Origin of the sequence: Burkholderia sp. 28_3 (genome assembly GCF_003253915.1) — a bacterium.
GTDB lineage: Bacteria > Pseudomonadota > Gammaproteobacteria > Burkholderiales > Burkholderiaceae > Burkholderia > Burkholderia cenocepacia.
In genome coordinates this window covers 151,712-174,058 of the sequence record NZ_QKZF01000017.1, presented here as the reverse complement: position 1 = coordinate 174,058, position 22,347 = coordinate 151,712, and the positions used below count along the sequence as shown (strand labels likewise).

The 22,347-nt window shown below is 68.9% G+C and carries 15 protein-coding genes; 7 read left to right on the top strand and 8 right to left on the bottom strand.

Going from position 1 to position 22,347, the window contains the following annotated elements; all coding sequences use genetic code 11:
- Positions 1-147: 147 nt before the first annotated feature.
- Both DFS13_RS28685 and cdpA read right to left on the bottom strand, forming a co-directional pair.
- A complete protein-coding gene (locus DFS13_RS28685) occupies positions 148-1,659 on the bottom strand; it encodes an HDOD domain-containing protein (protein WP_006493187.1) in 1,512 nt (503 codons plus the stop codon).
- A gap of 25 nt (positions 1,660-1,684) precedes the next feature.
- On the bottom strand, positions 1,685-3,427 hold the full coding sequence (gene cdpA, locus DFS13_RS28680; protein ID WP_012492445.1) for a cyclic di-GMP phosphodiesterase CdpA: 1,743 nt from the start codon (positions 3,425-3,427) through the stop codon (positions 1,685-1,687).
- A gap of 278 nt (positions 3,428-3,705) precedes the next feature.
- On the opposite strand from cdpA, the gene DFS13_RS28675 reads away from it, so the two are divergent.
- Complete coding sequence (locus DFS13_RS28675) at positions 3,706-4,254, top strand: peroxiredoxin (protein ID WP_006497688.1); 549 nt, start codon at positions 3,706-3,708, stop codon at positions 4,252-4,254.
- Between the two features lie 85 nt (positions 4,255-4,339).
- On the opposite strand, the gene DFS13_RS28670 is transcribed toward DFS13_RS28675, so the two are convergent.
- Complete coding sequence (locus tag DFS13_RS28670; RefSeq protein WP_034200810.1) at positions 4,340-4,969, bottom strand: SDR family oxidoreductase; 630 nt, start codon at positions 4,967-4,969, stop codon at positions 4,340-4,342.
- A 297-nt stretch (positions 4,970-5,266) separates the two neighbouring features.
- Between DFS13_RS28670 and DFS13_RS28665 the strand changes: the two genes are divergently transcribed.
- Positions 5,267-6,742: an NYN domain-containing protein gene (locus DFS13_RS28665; protein ID WP_111442403.1), complete on the top strand. Its 1,476-nt coding sequence runs from the start codon at positions 5,267-5,269 to the stop codon at positions 6,740-6,742.
- 100 nt (positions 6,743-6,842) lie between these two features.
- Here DFS13_RS28665 and DFS13_RS28660 read toward each other — a convergent pair whose 3' ends face one another.
- The gene (locus DFS13_RS28660) at positions 6,843-7,226 is read right to left on the bottom strand and encodes a VOC family protein (RefSeq protein WP_006491250.1); all 384 of its coding nucleotides are present in this window, start codon (positions 7,224-7,226) and stop codon (positions 6,843-6,845) included.
- A gap of 251 nt (positions 7,227-7,477) precedes the next feature.
- Between DFS13_RS28660 and DFS13_RS28655 the strand changes: the two genes are divergently transcribed.
- The 5 genes from DFS13_RS28655 to DFS13_RS28635 all read left to right on the top strand — a co-directional run bounded on the left by DFS13_RS28655 (position 7,478) and on the right by DFS13_RS28635 (position 12,953).
- Positions 7,478-7,918, top strand: a complete 441-nt coding sequence (locus DFS13_RS28655) for a (2Fe-2S)-binding protein (RefSeq protein WP_006491242.1) — start codon at positions 7,478-7,480, stop codon at positions 7,916-7,918.
- Positions 7,902-10,106: a xanthine dehydrogenase family protein molybdopterin-binding subunit gene (locus tag DFS13_RS28650; RefSeq protein ID WP_111442402.1), complete on the top strand. Its 2,205-nt coding sequence runs from the start codon at positions 7,902-7,904 to the stop codon at positions 10,104-10,106. Before DFS13_RS28655 ends, DFS13_RS28650 begins: the two co-directional genes overlap by 17 nt.
- A gap of 88 nt (positions 10,107-10,194) precedes the next feature.
- Positions 10,195-11,286 carry a porin gene (locus DFS13_RS28645; protein ID WP_034200806.1) on the top strand — a complete coding sequence of 364 codons (1,092 nt, stop codon included), beginning with the start codon at positions 10,195-10,197 and terminating at the stop codon, positions 11,284-11,286.
- Between the two features lie 31 nt (positions 11,287-11,317).
- Positions 11,318-12,280, top strand: a complete 963-nt coding sequence (locus tag DFS13_RS28640) for an AraC family transcriptional regulator (protein ID WP_006491252.1) — start codon at positions 11,318-11,320, stop codon at positions 12,278-12,280.
- Positions 12,258-12,953 carry a helix-turn-helix domain-containing protein gene (locus DFS13_RS28635; RefSeq protein ID WP_111442401.1) on the top strand — a complete coding sequence of 232 codons (696 nt, stop codon included), beginning with the start codon at positions 12,258-12,260 and terminating at the stop codon, positions 12,951-12,953. The genes DFS13_RS28640 and DFS13_RS28635 overlap by 23 nt, the downstream gene beginning before the upstream one ends.
- A gap of 151 nt (positions 12,954-13,104) precedes the next feature.
- Here the strand turns inward: DFS13_RS28635 and DFS13_RS28630 are convergent, their stop codons facing one another.
- From DFS13_RS28630 to DFS13_RS28615, 4 genes are all read right to left on the bottom strand, one after another.
- Complete coding sequence (locus DFS13_RS28630) at positions 13,105-16,413, bottom strand: efflux RND transporter permease subunit (protein WP_111442400.1); 3,309 nt, start codon at positions 16,411-16,413, stop codon at positions 13,105-13,107.
- A 3-nt stretch (positions 16,414-16,416) separates the two neighbouring features.
- The gene (locus tag DFS13_RS28625; protein ID WP_111442399.1) at positions 16,417-19,536 is read right to left on the bottom strand and encodes an MdtB/MuxB family multidrug efflux RND transporter permease subunit; all 3,120 of its coding nucleotides are present in this window, start codon (positions 19,534-19,536) and stop codon (positions 16,417-16,419) included.
- A 15-nt stretch (positions 19,537-19,551) separates the two neighbouring features.
- The gene (locus DFS13_RS28620) at positions 19,552-20,925 is read right to left on the bottom strand and encodes an MdtA/MuxA family multidrug efflux RND transporter periplasmic adaptor subunit (protein ID WP_006497680.1); all 1,374 of its coding nucleotides are present in this window, start codon (positions 20,923-20,925) and stop codon (positions 19,552-19,554) included.
- A 255-nt stretch (positions 20,926-21,180) separates the two neighbouring features.
- Positions 21,181-22,005, bottom strand: coding sequence for an IclR family transcriptional regulator (locus DFS13_RS28615; RefSeq protein WP_006497679.1), 825 nt, complete (start codon positions 22,003-22,005; stop codon positions 21,181-21,183).
- Positions 22,006-22,347 lie beyond the last annotated feature (342 nt).

The following is a 22,347-nucleotide window of genomic DNA, read 5'->3' as shown; positions in this document are numbered from 1 at the left end:
GCCTGAACCACTCGACGCCGAAAACGTTCGTCGTACTTCGTCATGAAAAACACCCCAAAGGTTGGATCTAGTCCAACTTTTGGGGTGCAGCTCAGATGCGGCCGGTTTGCTTTTGGGGAAGCGAAAACGCCGGAGGCGCGCCGGCCGTCAGCCGGCCGGCGCGGGAAAGAACCGCCCCAGTTCGCGCGCGAGTTCGTTGAGCACCGCCATCTCCTGCTGCGAGATCTTGCGCGCGGGTTGCGCGCCGGCCCAGTCGCCGTACAGCAGCGCGACGGTCGTCGTGCCGACCCGCACGGGCAGCAGCACGAACGCGCGCGTGTCGTCGAACGCGTCGAGATACCACGCGGGCAGGCGCTTCACCATCTTCGGCTCCTGCGCCTGCTCGATGAAGATGCCGACCGAATTCGTGATCGCGAGATGAAACACGTCCGGCTCGAAGCGCTCGTCGAAGCGTAGCCGGTCGAGCGTCGTATCGACGCCGGGGCCGAAGCCGAGGCGCGCGGCGAACGTGCCGTCGTCGTGACGCACGAACATCACGGTGCGCGTGAACGCGAGGCCGGCCAGCAGGCTTTCCGACGCGAGCGCGAGCACCGGCGTCAGCACGTGCTCGGACGGCAGCGCGCGCAGGTCGGCCAGGCCGGCTTCGAGGCAGGCCTCGGGTTCGGCCTGCGCGCGTGCGATCGCATCGGCGTTCGCACGCAGCTCGACGATCTCGCGCATCACGGTGTCGCTCGCTTCCTCGCGCGCGAGGCGCTCGGCGATCTCGACGAGCGCCTCGGATTCCATGTCCAGCTCGGCGCCGTAGTGCTGCGCGAGCGCCGCGATGCGCGCGTCGCGCTGCGGGCTGGCGGGCATGACGAGCGCGCCGGCGACGTCGGTCGAACAGCGACTGACCGCGCGCAGCCAGCGGATGCGCTCGGCCGGGCCGTCGTCGGCGGCCGGCTCCGCGTGGCGGGCGTCATCGTCTTCGTCGTCGAACGCGTCGGCGTGCGCCGCGTGATCGTCGTCGGCCATCCCGGCGCGGATCACGTCGGGCAGCCGCCAGCGCGCGGCCGCCTCGAGGCCGATCTCGTCGAAGCCGACGCCGAGCACGTCGACGCAGGCCGCCGATTCGTCGCCGTTCAGCTCGGCCGCGCGGCGCCGGATGCGGTCCCACTCGCTGTCGAGATAGCAGACCACCAGCAGCTTGCCGACCTGGCGCATCAGCGTGCAGACGACGGCTTCCTCGCCCGAGCGCAGTTCGGCGCGCTCGGTGAGCTTGCGCGCGACGCAGCCGGACAGCAGCGCGCGGTTCAGCTCCAGCTTCGCGTCGATGCGCCGCGGCGTGCTCTGGTGGAAATGGTCGACGAGCTTCAGCCCGACCACGAGATGGCCGACGGCGTCCATGCCGAGCACCATCAGGGCGCGGGTCACGGTGGTGATGTTGCCGCCGAACGCCATGTACATCGCGGAGTTCGCGAGCCGCAACACTTTCTGCGTGAGCGCGAAGTCCGACAGCACGACGCGCACGAGCGCGGTGAAGTCGAGGTCGTCGTTCTTCATCGCGGCCATCGTCGCGCGCAGCGATTCCGACAGCAGCGGGAAATCGCCCCGTTCGTTCATCCGGGCCCACAGCTTGTCGAGCAGCGCGGTGCGGGGCAGGTATTCGGTGGTTGACATACGGATCTGTCCGGTTCGCCGCGCGTCAGGCGGCGGCGTGCAGGTGCAGCTGCTGCGCCTCGAAGCGCCGCGCGAGCTCCTCGGACGGCAGCGCCTGGCAGACGAGCCAGCCCTGGATGTGATTGCAGCCCATCTCCGTCAGCAGCTCGCGCTGCGCCTCGGTCTCGACGCCTTCGGCGACGAGCTCGAGATCCAGTGTCTGCGCGAGGCCGACCACCGCCGACACGATCGCGCGATCGTTGCGCGACGTCAGCAGGTTCTCGACGAAACTGCGGTCGATCTTCAGCTTCGCGAGCGGGAAGCGCTGCAGATAGGCGAGGCTCGAATAGCCGGTGCCGAAATCGTCGATCGCGAAGCGGATGCCGAGATCGGTCAGCTCCTCGAGCAGCACCTTCGCGTGCGCGGGGTCGTGCATCAGCAGGCTTTCGGTGATTTCGAGCACGATGCGGCGCGGGTCGATGCCCGTCAGCGCGATCGCCTCGCGCACGCTCTGCGTGAAGCGCGGATCGCGGAACTGCTGCGGCGACACGTTGACCGCCACGTATTGCAGCGCGAGCCCCTGGCCGTCCCAGGCGACGAGCTGCATGCACGCGGCCTTGAGCACCCAGTTGCCGAGGTAGTTGATCAGGCCGATCGATTCGGCGAGCGGGATGAAGGTGGCCGGCGGCACGAGGCCGTGCACCGGATGGCGCCAGCGGATCAGCGCCTCGACGCCGACCACCGCGCCCGACTGGCTGCGCGTGATCGGCTGGAAATGGAGCGAAAACTCGCCGTTGCGCACGCCGTCGTACAGGTCGGCTTCGAGCTTGAGGCGTTCGGCGTCGGCCGGATCGTCGACGGGCGCATGGAACGCGAGCGCGTTGCCGCCCGACGCCTTCGCCTGCGAGAGCGCGTGGTCGGCGCGGCGCAGCAGCGGGCTGTGGTGCTGCGCCCGATGCGGCGCGGCACGTTCGTCGGGGTAGAGCGCGATGCCGATGCTCGCGGACAGGTGCACGGTCTGCCCGTGGTACACGTAGGGCTCGCGCACCGCGGCCTGCAGCCGGCGCGCGAGCGCGTCGGCGGCCTGGCTCGCCTGTGCGCGGTCCGGTGCGTTCAGCACGACCGCGAACTTGTCGCTCGCGACGCGCGCGAGCCGTTCGTTCGGCGTGACGAGCGCCTTCAGCCGCTGCGCGGTCTCGCGCAGCAGCGTGTCGCCCGCGTCGTAGCCGAGCGCGCGGTTGATCCGCTGGTAGTCGTCGAGGTCGAGCAGCAGCAGCGCCGCACAGGTGCCGTGCTCGTCGGCGGTCTGCTGCGCGCGCATCAGCGCTGGCACGAGCGCGGACAGGTTGTCGAGGCCCGTCATCGGGTCGTGGTGCATTTCGTACGTGAGGCGTGCCTCGAGCGCGCGCCACGACGACACGTCGAACGCCGCGATCGCGAAGCCGTCGACGCCGTGGTGGCGGCTCTTGAACGCGCGGATCTCGACGTCCAGCGGGTAGGTGAGCGACTTGACGATGCACATCGTCGCCTTCTCGACCTGGCCGGAACGGGCGGCGCGTGCAAGCAGCCCTTCGAGCGCCGGGGTATCCTGTTCGGCGATCAGGTCGCGCAGCGTCAGCGTGTGCAGGTAGTCGCGGTGGTAGCCGATGAAGCGCAGGCTGGCGTCGGACACATACAGAAAGCGCAGCTCGCGGTCGACATGGGCGAGGAAATCCACCGTGCCGACCGTCTGTTCCAGCCAGTTGCGCACGGAATCGTCGCGGCGCGGCGCGACGGCGCGCGCGGGCATCAGCGCGCCGCCCGACCGAGCGAAGCGGCGCAGCGTATGCAAGGCGCTGCGCCAGGAGCCCTTGCGTGACGTCTGTTTCCTGTTGGCTTCCATGTTTCTCGCTGACGTGAAGGGCTGGAACCGGTTGTCCGGAAGGAATAACGGCAGACTGTCAGAAATCTTTAACGGGCCGGCCGCGCGCGGGGCTGTCGCGGTCCGGATCAACGAGGCAGGTGTTCGTCAGGCGAACGCCCGAGGGGCCTGCATCGAGGCTGACTTTATAAGAAATGAGGACGCAGATGAAGCGAAAACTGTTGCTGGGCGCCATGGCGGCGCTGATGGCCGGCCATGCGCTGCTGGCGCAGGCGGAACTGAAGCCGGGCGCCGCGGCGCCCGATTTCACGACGCAGGCGTCGCTGGGCGGCAAGACTTACACGTACTCGCTCGCGGACGCGCTGAAGCAGGGGCCGGTCGTGCTGTATTTCTATCCGGCGGCGTTCACGAAGGGTTGCACGATCGAGGCGCATGCGTTCGCGGACGCGGTCGACCGTTACAAGGCTTACGGCGCGACGGTGATCGGCGTGTCGGCCGACAACATCGACACGCTGACGAAGTTCTCGGTGAGCGAGTGCCGGAGCAAATTCCCGGTCGCGGCCGACCCGGACGCGAAGATCATCCGCGAATACGACGCGAAGCTGCCGGCGCTCGACCGGGCGAACCGCGTGTCCTACGTGATTTCGCCGGAAGGGAAGATTCTCTACGAATACACGAGCCTGTCGCCCGACAAGCATGTCGAGAACACGCTTGCCGCCGTGAAGGCGTGGGCCGACGCGCATCCGAAGCAGTAAGCGGCTGCCCCGCGCATGAAAACGGCCCGTCGTGCGGGCCGCGGGCACGGGCATGCGCCGCCTGCCGGCGGCGCGCAACGGGCCGTCATGCGCGCAACGCCTGCTCGATCGGCACGCTGCCGCCGACGAAGCCGACGATCTTGCGCGAAATGCCGAGCTTGATCGCCTCGATCGCGGCCCATGCCACGTCCTGGCGCGACACGGGCGGCGCGGGATCGAGCCACGTATCGGTCAGCGCGATCTTGCCGACGCCCGGATCGTCGGTGAGCGGGCCCGGGCGCAGGATCACGTAGTCGACGCCCGATGCGATCACGCGGTCGTCGCCTTCGCGCTTCATCTGCGAATAGTGGTGCAGCGCGTCCGGCCCCTGCTCGGGCCGGTACGCGGACAGCGAGCTGACCACCACGAGCTTCTGTGCGTTGTAGGCGAGCGCGTAGTCGGCCGCGCGGGCCACCGCGTCGCGGTCGACCTGCTCCTCTTCGGTCGCGCCGTCCGATTCGGCCGAGCCGGCCGCGTAGATCACGTGCGTGATGCCCTGGAAAGCGTGCGAGAAATCGTTCGTCAGATCGGCCTCGACGACCCGTGCGCCCGCCAGCGCATAGCCGTGCCGGCGCACGAGCGCCGTGACCTCGAACTCCGGCTGCTTGAGCAGCAGATCCGCGCAGGCCTGGCCCGTCCGGCCGGTCGCGCCAATCAGCAGTACCTTCGTCGTCATGAAACCGCTCCTTGCTCGATGCGTCATCCATCCAGATAGGGACGGACGACCGATAACTCAAGTGTAATGTCGAATTGACCCGGCGGCGGGCGCGTAATAAGGGGCGTACCGGCATCGGGCGTACCGGCGTCGGGCATACCGGCAGTCGGGCGTACCGGCTCCCGGCGCACCGGCATGCGCGGCCGGGTCATTCATTCACATGGATGCGGGAATGACGCGCCGACCGGCTATCATGTGCGCGATGCATTTTTCGCCGCCACGTGTGAATAACGCGGCGGCCCACCGGTTGGAGTACACATGGCATTACCCCTGGACAACGTCAGCATGGCCGTGTTCTGCGACTTCGAGAACGTCGCGCTCGGCGTGCGCGACGCGAAGTACGAGAAATTCGACATCAAGCCCGTGCTGGAGCGCCTGCTGCTCAAAGGCAGCATCGTCGTGAAGAAGGCCTATTGCGACTGGGATCGCTACAAGGGCTTCAAGGCGTCGATGCACGAAGCGAGCTTCGAGCTGATCGAGATTCCGCACGTGCGCCAGTCGGGCAAGAATTCGGCCGACATCCGGCTCGTCGTGGACGCGCTCGACCTTTGCTACACGAAGTCGCACGTCGATACGTTCGTGATCATCAGCGGCGATTCGGATTTTTCGCCGCTCGTGTCGAAGCTGCGCGAGAACGCGAAGAAGGTGATCGGCGTCGGCGTGAAGAAATCGACGTCGGACCTGCTGGTCGCGAACTGCGACGAATTCATCTTCTACGACGATCTGGTGCGCGAGCAGCAGCGTGCGCTCGCGAAGCGCGAACAGCAGCAGCGCGCGGGCAACGGCGGCGCGAAGCGGCCGGACGAGCCGTCGCGCAAGCACGACATGGACGCGCGCAAGGCCGAGGCGATCGCGCTGGCGGTCGAGACCTTCGACGCGCTCGCGTCGGAGCGCGACGACGTCGGCAAGATCTGGGCGTCGGTGCTCAAGAGCGCGATCAAGCGCCGCAAGCCGGATTTCAACGAGTCGTATTACGGGTTCCGCGCGTTCGGCAACCTGCTGGACGAGGCGCAGGCGCGCGGCCTGCTCGAAGTGGGGCGCGACGACAAGTCGGGCGCGTTCGTGTCGCGGGCCCGCCAGTCGGCGGCCGCCGAGCACGTTGCGGCGGGTGGTGAGGGCGGCGCGGCGCACCACGGCGGCCACCATGGCACACGGGCGGCGGAGCCGGTACCGGCCGGCCGCGAGGCGCGCCGTCGCGGGCAGCGGGCGGAATCGGTCGTTCACGAAAGCGTGCAGGTCGAGGCGGAAGACGCGGAACTTGCTGAGGTCGCCGACGCGGCGCCGGCCGACACGCCCGAGACGCCCGAAGCACCCGCGGTGGCCGACGCGCACGGCGACGCGAAGGATGGGCGCAAGCGTGCGCGCAAGAGCGCGGCGAAGAAGACCGGCGCGAAGAAGGGCGCGGCCGCGAAGGCCGCCGGTCGCCACGCGGCCGGCAAGGCGGACACCGCCGCGCAGGGCGACACGCCGCATGGCGGCGATGCGCACGCGCACGGCCAGCATGCGGACGAACCGCATCGCGACGCGGCGCATGACGAGCGGCACGCCGAGCCGGCGCCTCGCGCTTCCGGCGCTCGGGACGACGCCGCGCAACCGTCGCACGGCGTGGCGTCGGTCGAAGCAACCGTCGACGCGACTCCCGAAGCACCGGCCGCCGCGAAGCCGAAGAAGCCGGCCCGCAAGGCGGCGCCGCGCGCGCGTCGTCCGCGCAAGACGACGGCCGCCGCCGAGTAACGGCAGCCGGCGGCAGCCGGGGCAGTCGTCCGGGTTTCGTCCGCAACCGGGCGACACCCGCGCCGCGCCGTCCGGGCCGGCGCCATGCCGGCCTGTCGCGCTAGCCGTTCAGCACGTACGGCTGCGTCATCACTTCGAGGAAGTGACCGTCCGGGTCGTCGAAGTAGACGCCGCGTCCGCCGTTGTGGCGGTAGATGTCACCGGCTTGCCGCTTCGCCGGATCGGCCCAGTGCGGCAAGCCGCGTTCGCGAAGGCGCGCGAGCACGCGATCGAAGCCGGCCTCGTCGATCAGGAACGCGTAATGCTGCGATCGGATCTCCCCCGCCTGTTCGTAAAAATCGAGCGACACGCGATTGTCGAGCGCGACGACCAGCATCGCGCCGAACGGCGTCGGCGGCGGCAATTCCAGCAGTTCGGTGAGGAAGCGGCTCGACGCATGCTTGTCGCGGCACCAGACGATCGTGTGGTTGAGCTGGACGTTCATGGCGGGTTCCCGGGAAGGGGACGGCGGTGGGCATGGACACACGATAGCCGATCGCGGCCCGTCCGCAAGCCGGGGCCGCGGCGAACCGGGCGGCACGCGCCATTCGTCGGCTGAAACGATCTGGACGAACGGCTACTTTTTCGGGAGCAAAGGTCATTGGCGCCGCTTTTTGCGCCGCCAAGAATTCCTGTCAAGCCATCGCCGTCATCCGCCGGATGACGAACGGGCGATGCGCAACAGGGAGACAGACGATGCGCTTCATGCTGAACGGCCAGCCGTTCGATTTCGACGGCGATCCCGATACGCCGCTCCTGTGGGTCATTCGCGACTCGGCCAGACTGACGGGCACCAAATACGGCTGCGGCATCGGCGCGTGCGGCGCCTGCACCGTGCATCTCGACGGCGAAGCCGCGCGCGCGTGCGTGCTGCCGGCGGCGAGCGTCGCGGGCCGCGCGATCACGACGATCGAAGGGCTGTCGCACGACCGCTCGCATCCGGTGCAGCGCGCGTGGATCGAGAAGGACGTGCCGCAATGCGGCTATTGCCAGTCGGGGATGGTGATGGCGACGGCCGCGCTGCTCGCGCGCCACCGCAAGCCGACCGACGCGCAGATCGACGCGGCCGTCACGAACCTGTGCCGCTGCGCGACCTATCAACGCATTCGCGAGGCGATCCATGTCGCGGCCGGCTGACGCGGTGCGGGCGCAGCCCGTGCCGAACGCGGCGCGACGCGTGTTCCTGAAGGGCGGCGTCGCGCTGGCGGGCAGCCTGCTGCTGCCGCTGGCATTCGGCGACGTCGTGCAGGCGGCCGGCGACGGCGCGCGCTTTCGCGAGATCAACGACTGGGTTCGCGTCGACGCGGACGGCCGGACGATCATCGGCTTGTCGCAGGCGGAAGTCGGGCAGGGCGTCCATACCGGGCTGCCGCAGGTGCTGGCCGACGAGATGGATGCCGACTGGCGCAGCGTGACGGTCGAGTTCGTCACGGGACGCGACGCGTACCGGATCGATGCCGCGAACGAGGCGCCGCAGCAATTCGTCGGCGCATCGATGTCGGCGACGATGTTCTACACGCGGTTGCGGATCGCGGGGGCGCAGGCGCGCTCGGCGTTCCTGCGGGCCGGCGCCGCGCGGCTCGGCGTGCGCGACACGCAGTGCGTGACGCGCGACGGCCGCGTCATCCATCCGCCGAGCGGGCGTTCGCTGTCGTACGGCGCGCTCGTCGACGACGCGGCCAGGCTGCCGCACGATCCGCAGCCGCGCCTGAAACCGGCTTCCGCGCACACGCTGATCGGCCGTCCGCTGCACAAGCTCGACGTGCCCGCGAAGGTCGACGGCAGCGCGATCTTCGGCATCGACGTGCAGGTGCCCGACATGCTGGTCGGCGCGCTGACGATGGCGCCGACGCTGAACGGCAAGCCGAGCGCCGTGAAGAACCGCGACGCATTGCGCGCGATGCCGGGCGTGGCGGACGTCGTGGTCGCGAAGGACGCGGTGATCGTCGTCGCGCAGACCTACTGGCAGGCGAAGAAGGCGTGCGACGCGGCGGACATCGTGTGGGACGCGGGCCCGACGCCGGCATTCGACAGCACGACGATCCTCGCGCAGCGCAAGGGCGCGCTGCAGGCGGAGCACGCGGTGGTCGCGACGCAGGTCGGCGAGCCCGGGCGCCATCTCGCCGAGTCCGGCAACGTCGTCGAAGCCGACTACCACACGCCGTACATCGCTCACGCGACGATGGAGCCCGTCAATGCGACCGTGCACGTGCGGGCCGGCGAGATCGAGGTCTGGGGGCCGATCCAGGGGCAGGACAAGGTGCGCTGGACGCTGTCGGCGCTGTTCGGCGTGCCGGCCGAGCGCGTGATCGTCAACACGACGTTTCTCGGCGGCAGCTTCGGCCGCAAGTACGTGCCCGATTTCGTCGTGCATGCGGCCGTCGCGTCGAAGGCGGTCGGGCGGCCCGTGAAGGTGATCCGCTCGCGCGAGGGCGACATCCGTCACGGCTTCTACCGGCCGTGCGCGTCCGCGCGGTTTCGCGCGGCGCTCGGCCGCGACGGCCTGCCGGTCGCGCTGCATGCGCGCGTCGCCGGCCATTCGCTGTATGCGGCGATCAAGCGCGACCGCTACGACAAGGCGGGCGGCTGGGACGAGACGATGCTCGACGGCCTGTACGACCTTTGCTACGACGTGCCGAACCTGCTGGTCGATTCCGTCACGGTGATGCAGCCGATCCCGGTCAGCTTCATGCGCAGCGTCGGCAGCACGTCGACCGTGTTCTTCCTCGAAAGCTTCGTGAACGAGCTCGCGCATACGGTGCGGGCCGACCCGGTGCAATACCGGCGCGCGTTGCTGAAGCACGATGCGCTCGCGCTGCGCGTGCTCGATGCGACGGCCGCGCGCGCGAACTGGTTCGGCCGCGCGCCGGCCGGCCTGTCGCGCGGGGTCGCGTATTCGCTGTACACCGGGCGCGGCGGCGCGTTCAGCACGTACGTCGCGGCGGTCGCCGAGGTGCGCGTGACGCGCGGCAGCGTGAGGCTCGAGCGGATCGTGTGCGGGATCGACTGCGGCCGCGCGATCAATCCGCTGCTGATTCGCGAGATGGTCGAGGGCGGCGTCGGCTTTGCGCTCACCAACACGTTCAGGAGCGAAATCACGTTCGAGCACGGCGCGGTCGTGCAGCGCAATTTCGCCGACTATCCGCTGCTCGGCCTGGCCGCGATGCCGAAGATCGAGGTGGTGATCGTCGACAGCGACCGCGATCCGCAAGGCTGCGGCGAGGTCGCGTTGCCGCCCGTCGCGCCGGCGGTGGCGGATGCGATCTGGCGCGCGACCGGCGAGCGGCCGCGTTCGATGCCGTTCGATACGCCGCTCGCGACCTGAACGACCCGATATCCCCCACCGGCCGGCGGCGCCCCGCGCGTCGCCGGTCAATAGCAAGCATAACTACACGATTGGTCTGGAGACTTCGATGAAAACCTTTCGCACGGCCGCGACGGCCGTCTCGTTCGCGGCCGCCGCCGCCGCATCGCCGGGCGCGCAGGCGCAGGGCAGCGTGACGCTGTACGGCATCGTCGACACCGGCGTGCAGTACTACAACCATGCGGCCGGCGGCGGCGCGGTCGCCGGCATGCCGTCGCTGACCGGCGAAGTGCCGTCGCGCTTCGGGTTGCGCGGCGTCGAGGCGCTCGGCGGCGGCTACCGCACGTTCTTCGTGCTCGAAAACGGCTTCGCGCTGAACTCGGGCGCGCTGAACTACGGCGGCCGCCTGTTCGGCCGGCAGGCGAACGTCGGCATCGATTCGCCGTACGGCACGCTCACGCTCGGGCGGCAGATGAACATGTCGATGCTCGTGCTGCTCAACGCCGACGTGATCGGCCCGTCGATTCATTCGATGGCCAGCTTCGACAGCTATCTGCCGAACGCGCGCAGCGACAGCGCGATCGGCTATCTCGGCCACTTCGGCGGCGTGACGCTCGGCGGTACGTACAGCACCGGGCGCGATGCGGCGGGCCCGGCCGGCCCGTCGGCCACGAACTGCGCGGGCAACGTGCCGGGCGACCCCGTCGCCTGCCGGCAATACACGATGATGGTCGCGTACGACGCACCGCAGTTCGGCGTGGCCGCATCGTACGACGTGATGCACGGCGGCACGGGCGCGTCGGCGCCGCTGTCGAGCCCAGGCTATACGGACACGCGCACGATCGTCGATGCGTACGTCAAGCTCGGCATCGCGAAGCTCGGCGCGGGCTGGATCCGCCGCAACACGGCGGCCGCGGCCCACGGCCAGTCGGACCTCTTTTTCGCGGGCGGCACGGTCTACGCGACGCCGGCGCTATCATTCGACGCACAGGCCGTGCGCTATCTGCTGCGCGGCCGCTACGACTCGAACCTGTTCGTCGGGCGCGCGAATTACAGCCTGTCGAAGCGCACGCTGGTCTATACGTCGGTCGGTTACATGACGAACAGCGCGTTCGGCACGTCGGCGGTGGCGGCAGGCGGCACGGTCGGCACCGGCCGCAACCAGGTCGGCGCGATGGCGGGCATCCAGCAGCGCTTCTGATGCGGCGGCGCGCTCCACGGAGACTTCGACGATGACGACCGATCTTCTCAGCGACGTGCTGACCGACCTGCGGGCCGATGCGGTCGTCACCGGACGCTTCACGCTGAGCGCGCCGTGGGCGATCCGCAAGCCGGCCGTCGCGGGCGCGCCGTTTCGCACCTGCGCGGGCAGCCCGTTCTTCCTGGCGGTCGCGGGCGCCGCGCCCGTGCACGTCGAGCCGGGCGACTTCGTGCTGCTGCCGCACGGCGACGAGCACGTGATGGCGTCGTCGCTCGACGTGCCGCCCGTGCCGTTCGACACGCTGATGGCCGACAAGGGCATCCGGCCGCGCTTCGATACGCCGCTCGAGTTCGTCGCGGGCGGCGGCGGCGCGACCAGCGAGCTCTATACGGGGATCGTCGTGTATCGCGACATCGTGCGCAGCCCGCTGTTCTCGGTGTTGCCGACGCTGATCCACGTGCGCGCCAACGATGCGGCCGTCGCGCCGTGGCTCGCGAGCACGCTGCAGAGCTTCATCCAGGAATCGATGGCGTGCCAGCCGGGCTGGGCGGTCGCCGCGACGCGCCTGGCCGACGTGCTGTTCGTGCAGCTGCTGCGCGCGCATCTGCAATCGTCGGCGAATCACACGGGCTGGCTGCGTGGCCTCACCGATCCGCAGATCGGCCGCGCGATGGCGCTGATGCATCGCGACCCGCGGCGCAACTGGCAGCTCGCGAGCCTCGCGGCCGAGGCCGGCATGTCGCGTTCGCGCTTTTGCGCGCATTTCGCCGAACTCGTCGGCGAGACGCCGATCGGTCATCTGACCGCCTACCGGATGTATCTGGCGAGCGGCGAGCTCGCGAACGGCAAGCTGCGCCTGATCGAGATCGCCGAGCGGGTCGGCTACACGTCGGAGAAGGCGTTCGCGCGCGCGTTCCATCGCTGGTCGGGGATGGCGCCGCGCCGCTATGCGCGCAACGCACGGGACCTGTATGACCTTGCACGACATGGATGACCGCGCGTTGCGCCATCGGGTGCCGGCGCTCGCGCGCGGGCTCGCGATTCTCGAAGCGGTCGCGGCCGGGCCGTCGCTCCCGACCGCCGCGGACCTGGCGACGCGGCTCGACGTGCCGCGCAACTCGATCGCGCGGTTGCTGAGGACGCTGGTCCGGCATGCGTTTCTGGTCGTCGATCCGCACGGCCGCTATCGGCCGGGGCCGGCCGCCGCGCGGGTCGCGGCCGCGTATCTCGGCGCGCGGCCGGAGGTCGCGCACGCGCAGCCGGTGCTGGACGCGTTGTGTGCGCGCAGCGGGCTCGCCGCGCAGTTGCTCGGGCGGGATGGCGCGGAAGTCGTCGTGCTCGCGCAGGCGGCGCCCGACGGGGCCGCGTGCCTCGTCACGCGCGTCGGCGCGCGGTTCGCGGGGCGGATAGAGGACGCTGCGGACGACCAAAGCGACGCGGCCGACACGGGTGGTCGGCCCGTCCGGCGGTTTGGCCGGCAACGCGCGTCGCGGCAGGAGGCCGGCATCGTCGCGATACCGGTGGATGCGGGCGGGGCGCTCGCGATCGGCGTCGCGCTCGATGTGCCGGGCGACGCGCGATGGCGGCGGATACCGGCAATGATCGACGACGCGGCGCGGCGCCTGGCGGACGCGCTGGCCGATCCGGCCGAGGCCGAGCGCCGCTGAGCGCCGTCGGCCGTCGTCGCGGCCCACCGGCGTGGATGCCGGCTGCGCGCGACCTTCGCGGCGGCGCGGGCCGACGGCCGGGGCGGGGCGGTACGACATGCCCCGCCCCGTTCGCGTCCGGCCGCTCGCCGCTACTCGCCGCTACTTGCCGTTACTCGCCGGCGACCGCCGGCCCGCCGGTATTGCCGCGGCGGTTGCGGCGCTTCTCGGCCCATACGCGGAACCGGTCCATGTACAGGTAGACGACCGGCGTCGTATAGAGCGTCAGCACCTGCGACATGACCAGGCCGCCGGCGATCGCGATCCCGAGCGGCGCGCGCAATTCGGCGCCGTCGCCGTTGCCGAACGCGAGCGGCAGCGCGCCGAGCAGCGCGGCCATCGTCGTCATCATGATCGGGCGAAAGCGCAGCAGGCACGCTTCGTGGATCGCGTCGAACGACGACTTCCCTTGGTTGCGCGTCTGGTCGATCGCGAAGTCGACCATCATGATCGCGTTCTTCTTCACGATGCCGATCAGCAGGATCACGCCGATCAGCGCGATGATGCTGAACTCGGTCTTGAACAGCAGCAGCGCGAGCAGCGCGCCGACGCCGGCCGACGGCAGCGTCGACAGGATCGTGATCGGATGGATGTAGCTCTCGTACAGGATCCCGAGCACGATGTAGACGGCCAGCAGCGCGGCGAGGATCAGGATCGGCTGATCGTTCATCGACTGCTGGAACGCCTGTGCGGTGCCCTGGAAGCTGCCGACGATCGTCGGCGGAACCCCGACCTGCGCCATCGTCTGGTAGATCACCTGCGTCGCCTGCGACAGCGACACGCCCGGCGGCAGGTTGAACGAGATCGTCGTCGCGACGAACAGCCCCTGGTGGTTGACCGACAGCGGCGTCGTGCTCGGCCCGAAGGTCGCGATCGCCGACAGCGGGATCATCGTCGACTTCGACGTCGACACCGACGCGCCCGACGACGCGCTCGACTTGCCGCTCGCCGCGATCGAGTTGAGCGCCTGGTTGCGCGCGGAGTCGGACGCGATCGCCGCGGCGCTTTGCGCGGCCGTGCCGGCGCTCGACGTGCCGGCCGAGGTCGCGACGAAGGTGCCGGCGGCCGCGTTGGTGGTCTGCGAGCCGTTCGCGCTGCCGCCCGACGTGCTGATCCACACCTGGTTCAGCATCTCCGGGCTCTGCCAGTATTTCGGCGCGACTTCCATCACGACGTGGTACTGGTTCAGCGGGTTGTAGATCGTCGAGACCTGGCGCTGGCCGAACGCGTCGTACAGCGTGTTGTCGATCTGCGCGGGCTTGATGCCGAACCGCGCGGCCGTCGCGCGGTCGATCGTCACCATGGCCTCCATGCCGCCTTGCTGCTGGTCGGAGTTCACGTCGGTCAGCTCGGGGCGCTTCTGCAGCGCCTCGGTCAGCAGCGGCCCCCACTTGTACAGGTCGGCGGTCGAATCGCCGAGCAGCGTGAACTGGTACTGCGCGTTGCTCTGCCGGCCGCCGACGCGAATGTCCTGCGCGGCCTGCAGGAACGTGCTCGCGCCGGCCACGTCCGCCAGCCGCGGGCGCAGCTGCTGGATCACCTGGTCGGCCGACAGCTTGCGCTCGGTGCGGTCCTTCAGCGTGACGAACATGAAGCCGGAGTTGGTTTGCGTGCCGCCGGTGAAGCCCGCGACGCTCTTCACGTTCGGATTGGCCTGCACGATCCGCATCATCTCGGAGAACTTCAGCTTCATCGCCTGGAACGACGTGGACTGGTCGGCCCGAATGCCGCCGATCATCAGCCCGGTGTCCTGCTGCGGGAAGAAGCCCTTCGGCACGACGACGTACAGGTACACGTTCAGCCCGATCGTCGCGAACAGCGTCAGCAGGATCAGGAGCGGCCGGCGCAGCGCCCACGACAGCGAGCGCTCGTAGCCGCGCTGCAGGCGCGCGAAACCGCGTTCGAGGAAACGCCCGAAGCGGCCCTCGCTTTGCGGGTCGTGCTGTTCGGGCAGCAGGCGCGCGCACATCATCGGCGTGACCGTGAGCGACACCGCGAGCGACACGGCGATCGCGAGCGACAGTGTCAGCGCGAACTCGCGGAACAACCGCCCGACGATCCCGCCCATCAGCAGGATCGGCAGGAACACCGCGACGAGCGAGATGCTCATCGACAGCACCGTGAAGCCGACTTCGCGCGCGCCGTCGAACGCGGCCTGCATCCGCGGCTTGCCGTTCTCGATGTGCCGCGAGATGTTCTCGAGCACGACGATCGCATCGTCGACGACGAAGCCGGTCGCGACGATCAGCGCCATCAGCGACAGGTTGTCGATCGAGAAGCCGAGCAGGTACATCGCGCCGAACGTGCCGATGATCGAGATCGGCACCGCGACGCTCGGGATCAGCGTCGCGCGCCAGTTGCGCAGGAACAGGAACACGACCATCACGACGAGGCTGACCGCGATCAGCAGCGTATGCTCGGTGTCCTTCAGCGATGCGCGGATGGTGGTCGAGCGGTCGAGCACCGGCGTGACCGTGATGTCGGCCGGCAGCGACGCGGTGAGCTGCGGCAGCGCCGCGCGCACGCGGTCGATCGTGTCGATGATGTTCGCGCCGGGCGAGCGATAGAGGATCACGAGCACCGCGCGCTTGCCGTTCGACAGGCCGAGGTTGCGCAGATCCTCGACCGAATCGACGACGTCCGACAGGTCGGACAGCCGCACGGCCGAGCCGTTGCGGTAGGCGACGACGAGGTCGCGGTATTGCGACGCCTGGGACGCCTGGTCGTTCGTGTAGAGCTGGTAGTGCTGCGGGCCGAATTCGATCACGCCCTTCGGCGCGTTGGCGTTCGCGGACGCCAGCGCCGCGCGCACGTCCTCGAGGCCGATCCCGTAGTGGAACAGCGACTGCGGTTCGAGCTCGACGCGCACGGCCGGGTTCGCGGAGCCGCTCACGGTGACCTGGCCGATCCCGTCGATCTGCGACAGCGACTGCTGCAGCACCGTGGACGCGGCGTCGTACAGCTTCGCGGGCGACGACGTCTCCGACGTCAGCGACACGATCATGATCGGCGAATCGGCCGGGTTGACCTTGCGGTACGTCGGGTTGCTCTTCAGCGCGGCGGGCAGGTCGGCGCGCGCCGCGTTGATCGCGGCCTGCACGTCGCGCGCGGCGCCGTCGATGTCGCGGTTCAGGCCGAACTGCAGGATGATCCGCGCATTGCCGACCGTGCTCGTCGACGTCATTTCGGAGACGTCCGCGATCGAGCCGAGGTGCCGCTCGAGCGGGCTCGTCACGCTGGTCGCGACCGTTTCCGGGCTCGCGCCCGGCAGCGACGCCTGCACCGAGATCGTCGGGAAGTCGACCTGCGGCAGCGGCGACACCGGCAGCTTGATGAACGCGAACAGGCCCGCGAGCGCGACGCCGAGCGCGAGCAGCGTCGTCGCGACGGGGCGGGTGATGAAGGGGCGCGACAGGTTCATCGGTTATGCGCCCGTGTGCTTGCCTGCATCGGCGCCTGGCCCGTGCCGTTCGAACCAGCCGCGCACGCGGCGCGCGAGCGAATCGAAGCCGAGGTAGATCACGGGCGTCGTGAACAGCGTCAGCACCTGCGACACGATCAGGCCGCCGGCGATCGCGATCCCGAGCGGCTGGCGCAGCTCGGAGCCCGCGCCGGAGCCGACGATCAGCGGCACCGCGCCGAGCAGCGCGGCGAGCGTCGTCATCAGGATCGGCCGGAAGCGCAGCAGGCAGGCCTGGTAGATCGCCTCGCGCGGCGGCTTGCCTTCGACGCGTTCGGCCTCGAGCGCGAAGTCGATCATCATGATCGCGTTCTTCTTCACGATGCCGATCAGCAGCACGATGCCGATGATCCCGATGATGTCGAGGTCGTGCCCGGTGATCATCAGCGCGAGCAGCGCGCCGACGCCGGCCGACGGCAGCGTCGACAGGATCGTGATCGGGTGGATGTAGCTCTCGTACAGCACGCCGAGCACGATGTACATCGTGACGACCGCCGCGAGGATCAGGAACAGCTGGTTCGACAGCGACGCCTGGAACGCGAGCGCCGCGCCCTGGAAGCGCGTCTGGAACGAGCCGGGCAGGCCGATGTCCTTCTCGGCGGCCTCGATCGCCTTGACGGCTTCGCCGAGCGACGCGCCCGGCGCGAGGTTGAACGAGATCGTCGTCGACGGGAACTGCGACAGGTGCGCGACCAGCAGCGGCGACGGCCGCTCGTGGAACGACGCGATCGACGACAGCGGCACCTGGCCGCCGCCGGCCGACGGCAGGTAGATGTCGTTCAGCGATTGCGCGTAGTGCTGCTCCTTCGGCTCCGATTCGAGAATCACGCGGTACTGGTTCGACTGCGTGAAGATCGTCGACACGATGCGCTGGCCGAACGCGTCGTACAGCGCGTTGTCGACGGTCGCCGGCGTGATGCCGAAGCGCGCGGCGCTCGGGCGGTCGATCTCGATGTACACCGACTGGCCGTTGCTCTGCAGGTCGGTCGCGACGTCGGCGAGCGACGGCTCCTGCTGCAGCCGCGCGACGAGTTTCGGCACCCAGGTCGCGAATTCTTCCGAGTTGGGGCTCGTCAGCATGAACTGGTACTGCGTCGGGCTGACCGTCGAGTCGATCGTCAGGTCCTGCACCGGCTGCATGAACAGCGAGATGCCGGTGATGTTCGACACGCGCTGCTGCAGGTCGCGGATGATCTGCGCGGCGGTTTCGGTGCGTTCGTCGCGGGCCTTCAGGTTGATCAGCATCCGGCCGCTGTTCAGCGTGATGTTGCTGCCGTCGACGCCGATGAACGACGTGAGGCTGTCGACGTTCGGATCCTTCAGGATTGCGGCCGCGAGCGCCTGCTGGCGTTCGGCCATCGCGCCGTACGAGATCGACTGCGGCGCCTGCGTGATCGCCTGGATCACGCCGGTGTCCTGCGCGGGGAAGAAGCCCTTCGGCACGAATACATAGAGCAGGGCGGTCAGCCCGAGCGTCAGCAGCGCGACGACGAGCGTCGAGCGCTGGCGGTTCAGCACCCATTCGAGCGCGACCGCGTAGCGCGCGATCACCCAGTCGATTGCCTGGTGCACGCGCGCCTCGAAGCGGTGGCTCTCCGGCGGCGGCGAATGGCGCAGCAGCTTCGCGCACATCATCGGCACGAGCGTGAGCGACACGATCGCCGAGATCACGATCGTCACCGCGAGCGTGATCGCGAATTCGTGGAAGAGGCGCCCGACCACGTCGCCCATGAACAGCAGCGGGATCAGCACCGCGATCAGCGAGACCGTCAGCGAGATGATCGTGAAGCCGATCTGCCGCGAGCCCTTCAGCGCGGCCTCGAGTCCCGATTCGCCTTCCTCGACGTAGCGCGCGATGTTCTCGATCATCACGATCGCATCGTCGACGACGAAGCCGGTCGCGATGGTGAGCGCCATCAGCGACAGGTTGTTCAGCGAGAAGCCGGCCATGTACATCACCGCGAGCGTGCCGATCAGCGACAGCGGCACCGACAGGCTCGGGATGAGCGTCGCGTAGACGTTGGCGAGGAACAGGTACATCACCAGCACGACCAGCGCGACCGCGAGCAGCAGCTCGAACTGCACGTCGCGCACGGCCGCGCGGATCATCGTCGTGCGATCGGTGACGATCTCGACGTCGAGCGCGGCCGGCAGCGTTTCCTGCAGCTTCGGCAACTGCGCCTTGATCGCGTCGACGGTCGCGATCACGTTCGCGCCCGGTTGGCGCTGCACGTTCAGGATGATCGCCGGGTCCGCATTCACCCACGCGCCGAGCTTGGTGTTCTCCGAGCCGGCGACGACCGTCGCGACGTCGGTCAGCATCACCGGGCGGCCGTTCTTGTACGCGACGACCGCGCTGTTGTACTGGTCGGCGCTCGTCAGCTGGTCGTTCGCGTTGATCGTGTACGCGCGCGTCGGGCCGTCGAAGTTGCCCTTCGGCGTGTTGACGTTCAGGTTCGAGATCGTCGTGCGCAGGTCGTCGAGGTTCATCCCGTACTGCGCGAGCGCGGTCGGGTTCGCCTGGATCCGCACGGCCGGGCGGTTGCCGCCCGACAGGCTGACGAGGCCGACGCCGGCGATCTGCGAGATCTTCATCGCGAGGCGCGTGTCGGCCAGGTCCTGCACCTGCGTGAGCGGCAGCGTCTTGGACTTGACGGCGAGCGTCAGCACCGGTGCATCGGCCGGGTTCACCTTCGCGTAGATCGGCGGAGCCGGCAGGTCGGACGGCAGCAGGTTGCCGGCCGCGTTGATCGCGGCCTGCACTTCCTGTTCGGCGATGTCGAGCGGCAGGTCGAGCGAGAACTGCAGCGTGATCACCGACGCACCGGCCGAGCTTTGCGACGACATCTGGTTCAGCGACGGCATCTGCCCGAACTGGCGTTCGAGCGGCGCGGTGACCGACGACGTCATCACCTCCGGGCTCGCGCCCGGGTAGAAGGTCTGGACCTGGATCGTCGGGTAGTCGACCTCGGGCAGCGCGGCGAGCGGCAGGAAGCGCAGCGCGACGAGGCCGGCCAGCATGATCGCCGCCATCAGGAGGGCGGTGCCGACCGGCCGGAGAATGAAGAGGCGGGATGGATTCATCGAGCGGCCCGCGCGTTACTGGGCCGCGGGGGCCGCGGCTTGCGACGCGCCGTGCCGGTGTCCGCCGCGATGGCCGGCTGCACCGGACGCAGCCGATGCGCCCGACGCCGCGCCGGCGCCGTGCGCGCCCGAGGCGCCTTTCGGCTTGTCGGCCGGAATCGAGATCTTCGAGCCTTCGCGCAGGCGGTCCGAGCCGTCGGTCACCACGCGCTCGCCGAGCGTCACGCCGCTGACGATGCTCGTGCGTTCGCCGTCGACCGGGCCGATCGTGACCTTGCGCACGGTCACCGTGTTGTCGGGCTTCACGACGTACACGAACTGGCCGATCGAGCCGGTCAGCACCGCGGAGGTCGGCACGATCGTCGCGTTGCGCAGCACGTCGACGAGCAGCCGCGTGTTCACGAACTGATTCGGGAACAGCATGCCTTCCTTGTTATCGAAGTTCGCGCGCAGCTTGACCGTGCCGGTGCTCGTGTCGATCTGGTTGTCGAGCGTCGCGAGCGAACCCGTCTCGAGCGGCACCGTGTTGTTGCGGTTGTACGCGGTGACCGACAGCTTCCGGCCCGCGTTCACCTGCTTGAGGATCTGCGGCAGGTTGTCTTCCGACGTCGTGAAGATCACGCTCATCGGCTGCAACTGCGTGATCACGACGATGCCGTTGGTGTCGCCCGGCGTCACGTAGTTGCCGGGGTCGACCTGGCGCAGGCCGACGCGGCCCGACACCGGCGCCGTGATGCGCGCATACGTGAGGTTCAGTTTCGCGGAATCGATCGCGGCCTGGTCGGTCTTCACCGCGCCTTCGTACTGCTTGACGAGCGACGCCTGCGTATCGACGGTTTGCGACGCGATCGAGTCCTGCGACAGCAGCGTCTGGTAGCGCTTCAGGTCGAGGCGGGCCGTCGCGAGCAGCGCCGCGTCGCGCGCATGCGTGCCTTCGGCGTTCTCGAGCGCGACCTGGTACGGACGCGGGTCGATCTGCGCGAGCACGTCGCCCTTCTTGACGATCTGGCCTTCCTGGAACGACACCGATTGCAGATAGCCCGACAGTTGCGTCTTCACCGTCACGTTCGCGAGCGGCGTGACGGTGCCGAGCGCGGACAGCACGATCGGCATTTCGCCCTGCGTCGCGGTGGCGACCTGCACCGGCTGCGGAACGTTCGCCATCGCGGCGGGGCCGCCGCGGCCGCGATGGCTGCCAGCGGCCGCGCTGGCGCCCGCGCCTTGCGCTGAACTGCCTGCCGCGGGCGTGCGGTTCCACGGATGCCACCACAGCAGGCCGCCGATGACGACGACCGCGACGGTGCCGAGCAGCAGCGTGCGGCGCGGGCGCCGTGCGGCGGCGGGCGCGGGGTCTTTCGAAGGGGGCGTGGGCTTTTGTTCGTTATCCATCGTGTTCTGTCAGGAAGACGGCGCGGCGTGCCGGAAATCGGACTGCTGGGCTGCGCGTGGGCGTGCGGGTGACGGGACGGGGCGGCCCGGCTCGGTCCGGGGCCCCGCCGATCCGCGCGGGAAAAGAGCGGTGCGCGCCGCGAATGCGGCGCGACGATGGGCATGATCCTACGTGCCGTCCCCGTTACAGTCCAGCGGTCTATCTTTCAACGGGTTACGGTCGTTACAGAACGCGACACGGCGATGACGAAACGATTACACGCCGATGCGCCGGGCCGGCGCGCCGCCGATTTCGCGGGTGATTTTCGCGATGCATTCCTGCAGCGCGGGCACCACGTGTTCCTGCAGCCATTCGGGCGGGCACTGGTGCGACGCGCCGCCGCAATTCACCGAATAGCGTTGACCCGACGGGCCGACGAAACCGGCCGCGACCGCATTGAGGCCCTCGCGCCATTCGCCGATCGCGATCGCATGGCCGTCGCGCATCGCTTCGTCGAGCGCGGGCGTGAGGCGAGCGGACACGTGTGGCCAGTCGTCGCCGGCGGTGGTGCGCAGCGATTCGAGCAGCAGGCGACGCTCGTCGTCCTCCAGCGCGGCGAGATACGCGCGGCCGACGGCCGTACGCGCGATGTCCATCCGCGAGCCGATCTCGAGGCGCGTGACGAGCACGGCCGAGCGCGGGCGGATCACGTCGATCGCGACCATGTCGAGGCGGTCGCGCACCGCGAGGTGCACGGACAGCGACGTGCGTTCGGCCAGCTCGATCATGAACGGCCGCGACCGCGCGCGGATGTCGAAGTTGCGCAGGAAGCCGTGGCTCAGTTCGAGCACCGACGCGGTGAGCACGAAGCGCTCGCTGTCGGGCAACTGGAACAGGAAGCCGGCGCTGACGAGCGTCGCGGTGATGCGCGAGACGGTCGGCTTCGGGATGCCGGTCAATTCGGTCAGTTCGCGGTTGCTGACGGGCGCGTCGGCAGCCGCGATACGGCGCAGCACGGCGAGGCCGCGGGCGAGGGCGGTGATCTCGTCGGGTGACGATTCACGGTCCCGCGACGCGGGAGGGGTTACAGTTGTCGACACGAGGGATTCTCTCTAATTCCGAAACTCGATTTCAATTTTGTTGGTATTGTAGGACTATTGTCAAAAGATGCATGTTCCGTGGGTGAACCGGTCATTGGATGAGATTTTACGGGTTCACCCTTGGTTTATTAGGAAAACGCTCAAATGAGCGTTGCCGGAAAGTGCATGAACCGGTGCAAATACCGCTTGACTTGTCGGGCGGAAACGGAAAGAATGTCTCACGTTTTCGAAACATCGTTTCAAGAGTTTAACCGGCAACGATGTTTCGCGCAGTCTCTCAGGTTCTAGCACGGCCCTCGGAATGGCTAGAACTTTTTTAGCGCCACGGTCTCCGTGGCGCTT

What these genes read in the sequence shown, in the direction of transcription:
- DFS13_RS28685 (WP_006493187.1), bottom strand. Translation starts at nt 1,659, where the DNA reads ATGTCAACCACCGAATACCTGCCCCGCACCGCGCTGCTCGACAAGCTG.
- cdpA (WP_012492445.1), bottom strand. Translation starts at nt 3,427, where the DNA reads ATGCCCGCGCGCGCCGTCGCGCCGCGCCGCGACGATTCCGTGCGCAAC.
- DFS13_RS28675 (WP_006497688.1), top strand. Translation starts at nt 3,706, where the DNA reads ATGAAGCGAAAACTGTTGCTGGGCGCCATGGCGGCGCTGATGGCCGGC.
- DFS13_RS28670 (WP_034200810.1), bottom strand. Translation starts at nt 4,969, where the DNA reads ATGACGACGAAGGTACTGCTGATTGGCGCGACCGGCCGGACGGGCCAG.
- DFS13_RS28665 (WP_111442403.1), top strand. Translation starts at nt 5,267, where the DNA reads ATGGCATTACCCCTGGACAACGTCAGCATGGCCGTGTTCTGCGACTTC.
- DFS13_RS28660 (WP_006491250.1), bottom strand. Translation starts at nt 7,226, where the DNA reads ATGAACGTCCAGCTCAACCACACGATCGTCTGGTGCCGCGACAAGCAT.
- DFS13_RS28655 (WP_006491242.1), top strand. Translation starts at nt 7,478, where the DNA reads ATGCGCTTCATGCTGAACGGCCAGCCGTTCGATTTCGACGGCGATCCC.
- DFS13_RS28650 (WP_111442402.1), top strand. Translation starts at nt 7,902, where the DNA reads ATGTCGCGGCCGGCTGACGCGGTGCGGGCGCAGCCCGTGCCGAACGCG.
- DFS13_RS28645 (WP_034200806.1), top strand. Translation starts at nt 10,195, where the DNA reads ATGAAAACCTTTCGCACGGCCGCGACGGCCGTCTCGTTCGCGGCCGCC.
- DFS13_RS28640 (WP_006491252.1), top strand. Translation starts at nt 11,318, where the DNA reads ATGACGACCGATCTTCTCAGCGACGTGCTGACCGACCTGCGGGCCGAT.
- DFS13_RS28635 (WP_111442401.1), top strand. Translation starts at nt 12,258, where the DNA reads ATGACCTTGCACGACATGGATGACCGCGCGTTGCGCCATCGGGTGCCG.
- DFS13_RS28630 (WP_111442400.1), bottom strand. Translation starts at nt 16,413, where the DNA reads ATGAACCTGTCGCGCCCCTTCATCACCCGCCCCGTCGCGACGACGCTG.
- DFS13_RS28625 (WP_111442399.1), bottom strand. Translation starts at nt 19,536, where the DNA reads ATGAATCCATCCCGCCTCTTCATTCTCCGGCCGGTCGGCACCGCCCTC.
- DFS13_RS28620 (WP_006497680.1), bottom strand. Translation starts at nt 20,925, where the DNA reads ATGGATAACGAACAAAAGCCCACGCCCCCTTCGAAAGACCCCGCGCCC.